This window comes from Serratia sp. K1WW1 (assembly GCF_055790865.1).
Genome location: NZ_CM147697.1, coordinates 3,869,964 through 3,881,410 on the forward strand (window position 1 = coordinate 3,869,964; position 11,447 = coordinate 3,881,410).

Consider the following 11,447-nt stretch of genomic DNA (forward strand, 5'->3'; position numbering starts at 1 on the left):
AAAGGGGATAGGACATCGGTCACAAATATCATTTATGCCAGGGAGGTGAGCATGTAAAACCAACACAATAACAGCACCAGAAATAAAATACCGAATTTTGGCAGTTTAATGATTTTTTATGTGTCATTTCACAATCCCGAAAGGATTTATAGGATTGCATCATGAAAGTGAGTTTTCTAGGTTACCTTTTTCTGGTTTTAACCAGCTCCTTTTTTTATGGGAGCTTAAGCGCAGTCAGCACAGGCACGCTTACGGTGAAGTTTGGTCAGACAACGGAGGATACTTTTAAGGCGACTCACCCGGAAGCGGTAAATGTGGGTTATAATAGCGAACTGAGAGGAAACATTTATAAAGAAACACCCGATAACAACAAGGACAAACGAAGCAATATCATTTTTGAAAGCACCAAAGATGTTTTTATCTTGTTTGATCAGAATAAAAACTTATCCGCACTGCAGTTACAATTTAAAAACGATCAGTTTAGTCTCATCAGTGCGATTTTAGCCAGTAAGTACACTACCTCGGTAAAGAGAACCCCACTTATTGGTAGTGACTATATGGAGCTATACAATGGCGGCGTTTCTATTTACTTGATGGATCCTTTTTTCTATTCAAATACGTCACTCTTCTTTATTAGGACCGATATTAGAAATGAAATTCTAAAAAACCTCCCCACGCAGATGCTCAATGATGATATTGATATACTGAATTACCTCGTGGAAAGAAGTTTCCCCGCAATAGAGTAATCCGATAAGTGCCTCCTACTATTATGTAGAATAGCAAAATAACATAATAGCGGGCTGTTGAGACAGTTCCGCAATGATACCGCTCGGCCTCTTACTTGTGATGCCTTTCTCAATGCGACCCAGATCCAACACTCCCCCATCAATGTTTTTCGAGCGGCACCACCAGCATATCAACCGCAATATGATTGATCGTGCGGCGCGTACTGGATACCAAACGGCTCCACATATCGTGGTGATGACCAAAAATCACCAAATCAATCCCCTTTTCGCGGATGGCAATGTTCAGCGCTTCACTGAGTTCACCACGGCCAATGATCACCTCACTGATGGGATACTCCGCCTGCTGCTGAATAGCGTTAAGCATATTCTTCACTCGTTCGGAGAAGGTCTTATCAGCATAGTTAAATTCGCCACTACCAAACTCGCTGTAGTGGTTAGCTTGCTCATCGATATAAATCAACGACAGTTTGGCCTGCAGTGCGCCAGCCAATTCAGAACCCTTGCGCACCAACAGTTCGGCATCGTCACTCAGATCGGTTGCAATTACGATATGTTGATAAGTCATATTGTTGGCCCTCCGTATTACCTAATACCCAGCCTGATAACCTACCTATTAATTCTAGTCTAGCCTGAGAGTGGCTGCTTAACCTCTTATCATTCTACTGCTGGAACAATCCAGCTCGGCATCAGGCACTAATGCAAAATCTGTAGGCAGCGCCCCAACGTTGTGAGTCCTGAGAGGGAATGTTGCAGTCTCGGTTTGCCGATCCGCACTCAGCGCCCGCCCGTCCCCCCCTCCTTCCATGACAGAAAAGTTCAGAAAATAAAGAAAATATAAGATGGTGTGGTATGCCCGGGAAGTCCTTATACTCGGCCCTGTCGATAAGAAAAATCACCTGGCCTCCAACGCCCGACTCTTTCCCCTCCCATTCGACGCTTTCTCTCAGATTAATCCAAACTTCGGCTTAATCATTTACCCATGATTGGCCCTGAGTGCCGGAAACGCCACGCGCCATCATCAGGATAACGTAATGTCAATTTCTCCCTCTTCCCGGGTCGCAAGCAACAGCTTGATTGAACCGGGGGCGATTATCGGTGCGCGCGTCAGCATTGGCCCTTTCTGCATCATTGCAGCCGGCGTCGAGATTGGTGATGACACGGTAATAGCCTCTCATGTAAGCATTAACGGCCTCACCCGGATTGGCTGCAATAACGTTATCGGGCAGTTTTCCATCATCGGCGAAGTAAATCAGGATTTGAAATATGCTGGTGAAGCTACGGACGTAGTGATCGGCGACAGAAACAGGATCGGCAAGAATGCGACCATTCATCGCGGCACCACTCAAGGCTATCGGCGAACAACTATCGGTAATGACAACCTGTTCTTAAACAACGTCCACATTGGCCATGATTGCATTGTCGGCAATACTACGGTTATCGGTGATAACTCGGGGCTGGCCGGGCATGTTGAGCTGGATGATTTTGTCCAGATCGGCAATATGTGTGCGATACATCAGTTTTGTCTGCTGGGTGCCCATGCGCATATCGCCCATCAGTCCGGCGTGGTGCAGGATGTTCCACCTTTTGTCAGTGCCAGTGGCAACCACGCGGCCCCCATCGGTATTAACGAATCAGCGGCAGCTTTCCAATCACTGAGCGAGCAGCAACAGCAGGTGATCCAAACCCTGTATAACATGCTTTATCACAATGCGTTGGCGATCAATGAGGTGAAACAGGAAGCGCAGCGCTTGAGCGAAACCTATCCGCTACTGCAATGGTTTACTTCTTTCTTCTCACGCTCGGCGCGCGGCATTATCCGCTAGGCTCTGCCATTGAATATTCAGATGAGCGCCGCATGCGGCGCCCTTGGCATAGTCTGCAGTCGTTTATTTAGTTACCGCACGGCCAGTATTTTCGCTGGCAGACCAGATGCGATAGCGCACTTCGACGTCCTTCGGCACGTAAACCACGATCGGCAAGCGGCTGTTATAGCGCTGCATTGCGGCATCCCCCAGATTAGCGGCAACGAACTCCTGACGCTTGGTATTATCTGGGCAAGCCATCATGGTAGAGGCTGGAGCCGAGAGCTTCGGCAGGACAAAATAGTCGTAACCCCAACCGGCCAGCGTTTTACTCTGCAGATTGCCGCCCATCATGTGGCGGTTGCAATCCACTTCCAGCGTTTGGCCAATCAGCAGCTCAACCTTAAAGTTTTCTTCATTCTCCTGCTTGGGTAAATAAATGACCTGCCGACTCATGCCCGGCTCTGCTTTCGGGAATGGTGCTACTTTTTCCAACGGCTGCATATTGAGATCGTCTGTACTTGCGGTGGTTGCAGCAACGGCGCTGACAGACGCGGCCATCAGCAGGCTGGTCACTACCATAGAAAGCTTGTTCATTTTTTATCCTTACAATTCATAACCTAAATACCCAACTACGCTAGCATACTTTACGCCGTTAAATTATAGGTCAAATCTGGATATCGCCCCCAAGCCACTTGCCATCCATTAAGGTTTTCTTAAGACGAGATGATTACAGTAGCCCGATCCGTTACTGCCTATGAGCCTTCGTGTGAACCCATCAAACGCCAAACAATCGTCATTAAATCAATCCTCAACGGTTAACCAAATTCAGACTGACGCCCTTTACTCCTTGCCCACATCCTTTTACCGTTGGCAAGCCTTTGGGCTGATGGTGGCTGCGCTGTTGTTTATCTGGCTGTCACGCAATGAACAACTGGATTGGGCGGTCAGTAATTATTGGTATGACGCCGCCAGCCAGCGTTTCCCTTGGCAGAACAACTACTGGCTGGATCTGATCAACCATCGGTTGTTAAAGATTTCGGTGATCGCCGGAGCGGTGCTGGCGCTGTTTTGGGGCATTTATCGCCGTAACGCGCGGCTGATCGTCGCCATGCTATTGATCGGCATTGGGCCGTTGGTGGTGGGGATCCTGAAGGCCACCAGCGCACACTCATGCCCTTGGGATCTGCTGGAATACGGTGGCAAAGCGATGTCATTTCCCCTGTTTGGCACCACGCCAGAGTTTCCGGGGCCTGGCCGTTGCTTCCCCGGTGGCCACGCTTCCAGCGGCTTCGCCGTGATGGCACTGTTCTTTCTGTTTTATCCGCAACGCCCGCGCCTGGCTTACTGGTGCTGGCTGGGCGGCATCACGCTTGGCATGCTTATGGGCTTTGGCCAGATCATGCGGGGCGCACATTTTCTTTCCCATAACCTGTGGGCCGGTTGGTGGGTTTGGTTCAGCCAGTTGGCTGTTTATTGGTGTATCAGCGGCTATTTTCGCCGTAAGACGAGGTAATACGTAATGGAGCAGTTGAACTATCTTCTTTTCGCCTGGATCGATGCCACCCCGGCCAGCCCGGAATGGTTGATCGATCTTGCTACCTTCATCGCACGCGATCTGATCGCCATTATCCCCCTGCTGATTGTCGGCCTGTGGTTCTGGGGGGCACATAGCCAACTGGCAGCACAGCGAGAAGTGGTAGCCAAAACGACCATTGCCCTGTTATTTGCCATGAGCGCTTCGGCCGCTATCGGAGCGCTGTTACCCCATGAGCGCCCGTTTGTCACCGGTATCGGCTATACCTTCCTGGCGCATGCACCAGACAGTTCTTTCCCTAGCAATCATGGCACGGCCATCTTCACCTTTGCCCTGGCCTTCCTGTGCTGGCATCGTGTCTGGTCAGGTATTTTGCTGATGGTCGCGGCCGTCGCCATTGCCTGGTCCCGCGTATTCCTTGGTGTGCACTGGCCACTGGATATGGTGGGCGGTTTCCTGCTGGGTTGTGTGGGTTGTCTGTTTGCCCAATTGGTGTGGAATCTGTTTGGTGATGCCATCGCCCAACGTCTGACGCGGCTGTACCATTTCCTGTTCGCCTTCCCGATCCGGAAAGGATGGGTCAAGGAGTAATACCTGCCCGCGGGGGCTTGCCCCCCGCCAGCTATAGCATACCGGTCGTCACGCGGAACTCCCGCATCTCCCCCGCTTTTAACATCACAGCCATTGGTATCGCTGCAACTTCTGGGCTGCAACTGGCCGGCTGGACAAATGCTGTCGCTCGCGAGTTGGCTCGTGGCCGCTGTAAGACGGCATAGCTGAATTGGCCGGTGGCAAAACGGGTTACATACCTTCTGCCGCACGGTGCCAGCATAAAGAACTCGGCCTGATCAACATATAGCGAGAGATCGTCAGAACAAATGACCTGCTGCGGATTATCACGGATATTGAGCGCACAGCCAGGCAGATTTTGGCGGAAAACGGCCCCCTCTTCACAGGCATAGTTCATATGGCACATATAACTTAATGGCTGAGCCTGCTCGGCCAGGTTGTCGATCACCATTTCAATACTGAACTGTGTGCTGTTGGCGGCTAGCTGAACGGCCGGTTGGATGCGGCAAGGGCCATCGGCAGTGCTGGCTCGTACAGCGATCGCTTCCTCTTCGACTTCCAGCCAGACATCAATCACCGGGCCATGATTAGCTGGCAATCCTTGGTGAGAGGCAAAACAGCCACGGGCATCGTTACGTCGAGGCTGCAACTGGCTGGCTTTTGCTTTGAGAGACTGGCCGTCAAACACCGCATCCCAAATCATCAAATCCTGGTAGGGCAACAACGTTAAGGTACCCCGCCGATTTTGCAGCACCAACGCGGCGATATCACCAGGAAACATAAACGCGGTCACCGTAAAACCAGCGCCGCGATACACTTCATTCGGCTCTATGCCGAACAATCCAGGGCTCAGATTAATGATCGTCTTCATCTTCTTTCCTCAGGGGGCAGCCATTGCACAGTGAACGAATTGGTTAAGGTGTAATCTATGTTATTTAAATAACATTTACCAGCGCATTCTGTGGCAGATGGTGCTCATTAATTCCGCTTATGACTGAAAAATTAGGGTTAATACAGCTACCAATCGCGATGTGACAATGTTAGGATTATAACATCACTAACATCCAAAAGCGTTATTACACCCACTGAGGAATTACCATGACTACTGAACAGATTGATTACGCTCGCTATATCGACCATACCCTGCTGGCTATGGACACCACGGAAAGCCAGATCAACCAACTGTGCGAAGAAGCGCGTCAGCATAATTTCTATGCCGTTTGCGTTAACTCGGGTTATGTCCCGTTGGCCGCTCACCTGTTGCAGGAAAGCAACGTTAAAGTATGCTCGGTTATCGGCTTCCCTCTGGGGGCTGGTTTGACCGTATCCAAGGCTTTCGAAGCCAAGGCTGCCATTGCCGCCGGCGCCCAGGAAATCGACATGGTAATCAACGTCGGTTGGCTGAAAAGCGGCCTGAATGACGAAGTAAAGGCCGATATCGCCGCGGTGCGTGAAGTTTGCGCGGCTATCCCGTTGAAGGTAATATTGGAAACCTGTCTGCTCAGCGATGAACAAATCGTTGTAGTTTGTGAAATGTGTCGTGAACTGGATGTCGCTTTCGTTAAAACCTCTACCGGTTTCAGCACTGGCGGCGCTCGTGAAGACCACGTCAAACTGATGCGTGCTACCGTAGGCAGCGAGATGGGCGTCAAAGCCTCTGGCGCAGTGCGCGATCGCGCTACCGCAGGGAAAATGATTGCCGCCGGTGCAACACGTATCGGCACCAGCTCGGGCGTTGCGATCGTTTCTGGCGATGCGGCGGCCACCGGTAGCTACTGATTTTCGCTAGCTCTAGCTAATATTAGCGATATCTAATGCGGGGTTGTGCCCTCAGTGCAAGCTGGGTCTGCACTACTCCGCATTATTGTGTTGGAGCGAACGAAAAAGACTTTTGGCTCCTTTATCCCTTTGGCCACACTTGCGAAACCTGGGGGATAAACCTGTAGGAATAACTGATGGAAACCCGGCGCGACGAACGTATCAACCGGCTAGTTCAGGCTCTAAAGCGTTCTGACAAGATCCACTTAAAAGAAGCAGCCGCACTGCTCGGCGTCTCGGAAATGACCATCCGGCGCGATCTCAGTGCCGAACCTGCTGCAGTGGTCTTGCTTGGGGGTTATGTCGTAGCCGATCCGCGTATTAACGGGGTGACCAACTATTTTGTCTCCGATCAGAAAGCTAAACAGGTGGCGGAAAAGCGCCGTATTGGCATGCTGGCGGCTCCGCTGGTCAACGAAAACGACACGGTTTTCTTTGACTGTGGCACTACCACCCCGGCCATTATCGACGCCATTGCCGATGAACTCCCCTTTACCGCCATTTGCCACTCACTCAACACCTTCCTGGCGCTGCAGGACAAGCCTAACTGCAAAGTGATCCTGTGCGGCGGCGAATTCAAACCGAGCAACTATATTTTCACCGCTATTGGCCAACATAACGAGTTGGACCACATCTGCCCTAACGTGGCCTTTATCTCAGCGGCAGGCATCACCTTGCAGCACGGCGCAACCTGCTTCAACCTTGATGAACTGGCGATGAAACACAAAGCGTTGGACAAGGCGCAGCAAAAGATCCTGGTCGCCGACCACAGCAAATTTGCCCAAACCAAGCCTGCCTGCATCGGGCCGCTGGCATTGTTCGATAAAGTGATCACCGATCGCCAGCCTGAACCCGAGTTCATCGACTTTTTCAACCAACACGCGGTTACTTTGCGTTTCTGATCTTGGCCTCACTGCCGATTTTATGCCGTGTCCCCGGCGCTACTTGAGGGGCGCGGTTGCAAATTCTTCGTTAAACTCAGGCTTTTTTTTAAGCAATTAAACTTAAAATAATCCTATTGGCCGATAATTACAGGTTAATGGATTGCAACAACTTGCCAGCGTTATTATTCCGCGCAGAACATTATTGCAGTCATTTGCATCAAATCTCCCCCGGATAAAATGGCTCCTTACCTTCACCAGCCTCGTTATGCTGCCTTTTGTTTAAAAATTATCATCTATTTTTAATCAAATTATCAGGATTTATGCTTATTCATATGATGATTAAAATCGTCTTATCAGGTCCGTCATCTTACAGCCATATTGACAATAAAAATCACTAAATAAGCGTAAAAACAATCAGATAAACATTTTCCCCTCAATAACCAAACGTGATCTAAATCACTAAAACAGCTTAATCCGGCATTTTAGCTAGATCCAAACCAGCACATAAAATATATTGCTCGCCCTGACACATCAGGCAGGTTTTTATCTGGCTAAACATCATACAAACCGGATAAAGACTGTGGGTACAGTGAGAGCGGTTGCAGCATGATGTTTCGCACAAACGCGTAACATTTGCATGAAAATTTACAATAAAAGCCTTTAACCGCACACATCACGCATTTGGGAGCAAGATCACGGTTGTTTCTGCTGTAAATCGTTATCTTGCCGCCAACAAAATCGGTGGGCAGTTGCTCCTCCGACAGAAACATCGGCGTTGACCCCGTTAACAGCAGAAACCAATTGGGCAGGTTAGCAACATCATTAGCCTGATAAACAATTCAGAGGCGCAATTCAACCTCTAGTTGTAACAACTGATTTTACCACTGGCGGGATAGCAACTTATTTCACCAGCGGATTTTAAACTTAAGTTTTTCTTTTTATTTTAAATTATCGTGTTCACCTCGGAGATATTTATGGACACTACACAGACCGGCACTATCGCCTCTGCAGCCTCAGGTTCCAGCACGGCCTGGCGTAAATCAGATACCATGTGGATGTTGGGCCTCTACGGCACCGCCATCGGCGCTGGCGTCTTGTTCTTGCCAATCAACGCCGGTATCGGTGGTTTGATCCCGCTGATCATCATGGCCATCATCGCCTTCCCGATGACCTTCTTCGCCCACCGTGGCCTGTGCCGTTTCGTTTTGTCCGGCAAAAACCCAGGTGAAGACATCACCGAAGTGGTAGAAGAACACTTTGGCATCAGCGCAGGTAAACTGATCACCCTGCTCTACTTCTTCGCCATTTACCCAATCCTGCTGGTTTATAGCGTCGCGATCACCAACACCGTGGACAGCTTCATCACCCACCAGTTGGGTATGACCTCGCCTCCACGCGCCATCCTGTCGCTGATCCTGATCGTTGGCCTGATGGGCATCGTGCGTTTCGGTGAGCAGGCGATCGTGAAGACCATGAGTATCCTGGTATTCCCGTTTGTTGCGGTGCTGATGCTGCTGGCGCTATATCTGATCCCTAACTGGAGCAGTGCCATCTTCGAAAACGTCTCACTGGCCGGTTCTGGCGGCAGCCTGGGCCACGGCCTGGTGATCACCCTGTGGCTGGCAATCCCGGTTATGGTGTTCTCGTTCAACCACTCACCGATCATCTCCGCCTTTGCTGTAGCAAAACGCGAAGAGTACGGCGTAGACGCTGAGAAGAAATGCTCCCGCATCCTGGGCTATGCACACATCATGATGGTGCTGACCGTGATGTTCTTTGTTTTCAGCTGCGTGCTGAGCCTGTCCCCAGCGGATCTGGCCGAAGCCAAAGCGCAAAACATCTCCATCCTGTCTTACCTGGCTAACCACTTTAACAACCCGGTGATCGAGTACATCGCACCAGTCATCGCCTTTATCGCCATCACCAAATCCTTCCTGGGCCACTACCTCGGTGCTCGTGAAGGCTTTAACGGCATGATTGCCAAATCGATGAGAAGCCGTGGCAAGACCATCACCACCAACAAGCTGAACCGCATCACTGCCATCTTCATGCTGGTGACCACCTGGATCGTTGCCACGCTGAACCCAAGCATTCTGGGTATGATCGAGAACCTGGGTGGCCCAATCATCGCGATGCTGCTGTTCCTGATGCCGATGTATGCAATCCGTAAAGTGCCTGCCATGCGCAAGTACAGCGGCCACATCAGCAACGTATTTGTGGTCGTGATGGGCCTGATTGCCATCTCTGCCATCCTGTACACACTGTTCGGTTAATAGCGCTCAGCCGGTGCCTTATGGCACCGGCTATCTCGAATCTCCCCTCCTACCCCGCCGCGAACTCAAGCATTACCCATATGCCCCCTAAACGGCAGGCTGAGGGAATTAACTTCAAGAAGGAAGCGAGACTATGGTCAGCGTTTTCGATATTTTCAAAATTGGCATCGGCCCTTCCAGTTCCCACACCGTCGGCCCGATGAAAGCCGGTAAACAGTTTATTGATGATTTGCAGGCTGCCGGGCAACTCCACGATACAACGAGGGTGGCGGTCGACGTCTACGGCTCACTGTCACTGACGGGTAAAGGGCACCATACCGACATCGCGATTATTATGGGCCTGGCGGGCAATCTGCCCCATGATGTGGACATCGACAGCATCGCCGGCTTTATTCGTGATGTAGAACAGCGTGGCCGCCTGTTGTTGGCAAAGGGTGTACACGAGGTCGATTTTCCACAGCTTGGTGGTATGAACTTCCATAGCACTAACCTGCCGCTGCACGAAAACGGCATGTCGATCAGCGCTTATGCTGGCGATCGGTTACTGCACAGCAAAACCTATTACTCCATCGGCGGCGGATTTATCGTTGATGAAGAAAACTTCGGCCAATCGGCCAACAATAGCGTCGCGGTCCCCTACCCTTATCGCTCCGCACTGGATTTGCAGCAGCATTGCAAAGATACCGGGCTTTCGCTTTCCGGGTTGGTGATGCAGAACGAACTGGCATTGCGCAGCAAAGAAGAGATCGAAGCGCACTTTGCCGACGTCTGGCAGGTGATGCGTGCAGGTATCGAACGCGGTATGAATACCGAAGGGTTGCTCCCTGGCCCAATGAAGGTACAACGCCGTGCCGCCGCCCTACGCCGCATTCTGGTAACCGGTGACAAGAACAATATCGACCCGATGAACGTAGTAGATTGGATCAATATGTTCGCGTTTGCGGTTAACGAAGAGAACGCTGCGGGTGGCCGGGTGGTAACGGCACCCACCAACGGTGCCTGCGGTATCATTCCAGCGGTGCTGGCTTATTACGACCAGTTTATCCGCCCGGTGAACACCAACTCCTACAGCCGTTACTTCCTGGCTGCCGGTGTGATCGGCACGTTGTACAAGATGAATGCTTCAATCTCCGGTGCCGAAGTGGGTTGCCAAGGGGAAGTCGGCGTGGCCTGCTCTATGGCGGCAGCGGGTCTGGCGGAGCTGATGGGCGGCAGCCCAGCACAGGTTTGTATCGCCGCAGAGATTGCCATGGAGCACCATCTGGGGCTGACCTGTGATCCACTGGCCGGACAGGTTCAGGTGCCTTGTATCGAACGTAACGCGATTTCTGCCGTGAAGGCAGTCAACGCCGCACGTATGGCACTGCGTCGCACCAGCGAGCCGCGTGTGTGCCTGGATAAGGTGATCGAGACCATGTACGAAACCGGCAAGGACATGAACTCCAAATACCGCGAGACATCTCAGGGCGGGTTGGCCATCAAGGTTGTGGCGTGTAATTGATTTTTGCCCGCTGAAGTAATCGCTGTTTCCCCTCACCCCAACCCTCTCCCACAGGAGAGGGAGCTGTACGGAGTTACATTCAGGTACAGGCGTTAATCTGTGGCACTGCGCAGGGGCCTTGCCTGTGAGGCCAAACACGAGTGTTTATTTGTAGCACGGTAAGTCCCCTCTCTCTTTGGGCGAGGGAGCTGTACGGAGTTACATTCAGGTACAGGCGTTAATCTGTGGCACTGCGCAGGGGCCTTGCCTGTGAGGTCAAACACGAGTGTTTATTTGTAGCACGGTAAGTCCCCTCTCTCTTTGGGCGAGGGAGCTG

11 protein-coding genes are annotated in these 11,447 nt (G+C 51.3%); 8 read left to right on the forward strand and 3 right to left on the reverse strand.

Annotated features, from left to right (window positions below; all coding sequences use genetic code 11):
- Positions 1-161: 161 nt before the first annotated feature.
- The gene (locus ACX9GU_RS17515; protein WP_473192362.1) at positions 162-746 is read left to right on the forward strand and encodes a hypothetical protein; all 585 of its coding nucleotides are present in this window, start codon (positions 162-164) and stop codon (positions 744-746) included.
- A 139-nt stretch (positions 747-885) separates the two neighbouring features.
- On the opposite strand, the gene ACX9GU_RS17520 is transcribed toward ACX9GU_RS17515, so the two are convergent.
- Positions 886-1,311 (reverse strand): universal stress protein, encoded by a 426-nt coding sequence (locus ACX9GU_RS17520; protein ID WP_473192363.1) that lies wholly within the window; start codon positions 1,309-1,311, stop codon positions 886-888.
- Positions 1,312-1,777: 466 nt separating this feature from the next.
- Here ACX9GU_RS17520 and lpxA point away from each other — a divergent pair, with 466 nt between their 5' ends.
- A complete protein-coding gene (gene lpxA, locus ACX9GU_RS17525) occupies positions 1,778-2,569 on the forward strand; it encodes an acyl-ACP--UDP-N-acetylglucosamine O-acyltransferase (RefSeq protein WP_473192364.1) in 792 nt (263 codons plus the stop codon).
- 63 nt (positions 2,570-2,632) lie between these two features.
- On the opposite strand, the gene eco is transcribed toward lpxA, so the two are convergent.
- Positions 2,633-3,145, reverse strand: coding sequence for a serine protease inhibitor ecotin (gene eco / locus ACX9GU_RS17530; RefSeq protein ID WP_473192365.1), 513 nt, complete (start codon positions 3,143-3,145; stop codon positions 2,633-2,635).
- Between the two features lie 160 nt (positions 3,146-3,305).
- On the opposite strand from eco, the gene ACX9GU_RS17535 reads away from it, so the two are divergent.
- Positions 3,306-4,064: a phosphatase PAP2 family protein gene (locus ACX9GU_RS17535; RefSeq protein ID WP_473192366.1), complete on the forward strand. Its 759-nt coding sequence runs from the start codon at positions 3,306-3,308 to the stop codon at positions 4,062-4,064.
- A 6-nt stretch (positions 4,065-4,070) separates the two neighbouring features.
- Entirely contained in the window at positions 4,071-4,676 is a 606-nt protein-coding gene (gene ybjG / locus ACX9GU_RS17540) for an undecaprenyl-diphosphate phosphatase (protein WP_021804990.1), read from the forward strand.
- Positions 4,677-4,707: 31 nt separating this feature from the next.
- On the opposite strand, the gene ACX9GU_RS17545 is transcribed toward ybjG, so the two are convergent.
- Positions 4,708-5,526: an aldose epimerase family protein gene (locus ACX9GU_RS17545; RefSeq protein ID WP_473192367.1), complete on the reverse strand. Its 819-nt coding sequence runs from the start codon at positions 5,524-5,526 to the stop codon at positions 4,708-4,710.
- Between the two features lie 227 nt (positions 5,527-5,753).
- Here ACX9GU_RS17545 and deoC point away from each other — a divergent pair, with 227 nt between their 5' ends.
- The 4 genes from deoC (at position 5,754) to ACX9GU_RS17565 (ending at position 11,131) form a co-directional block, all read left to right on the forward strand.
- Entirely contained in the window at positions 5,754-6,434 is a 681-nt protein-coding gene (gene deoC, locus ACX9GU_RS17550; RefSeq protein WP_161713545.1) for a deoxyribose-phosphate aldolase, read from the forward strand.
- Between the two features lie 176 nt (positions 6,435-6,610).
- The gene (deoR, locus tag ACX9GU_RS17555; protein ID WP_473192368.1) at positions 6,611-7,375 is read left to right on the forward strand and encodes a DNA-binding transcriptional repressor DeoR; all 765 of its coding nucleotides are present in this window, start codon (positions 6,611-6,613) and stop codon (positions 7,373-7,375) included.
- Between the two features lie 956 nt (positions 7,376-8,331).
- The gene (locus ACX9GU_RS17560) at positions 8,332-9,630 is read left to right on the forward strand and encodes an HAAAP family serine/threonine permease (protein WP_174333466.1); all 1,299 of its coding nucleotides are present in this window, start codon (positions 8,332-8,334) and stop codon (positions 9,628-9,630) included.
- A 133-nt stretch (positions 9,631-9,763) separates the two neighbouring features.
- The gene (locus ACX9GU_RS17565) at positions 9,764-11,131 is read left to right on the forward strand and encodes an L-serine ammonia-lyase (RefSeq protein WP_473192369.1); all 1,368 of its coding nucleotides are present in this window, start codon (positions 9,764-9,766) and stop codon (positions 11,129-11,131) included.
- The last annotated feature ends 316 nt before the right edge of the window (positions 11,132-11,447 follow it).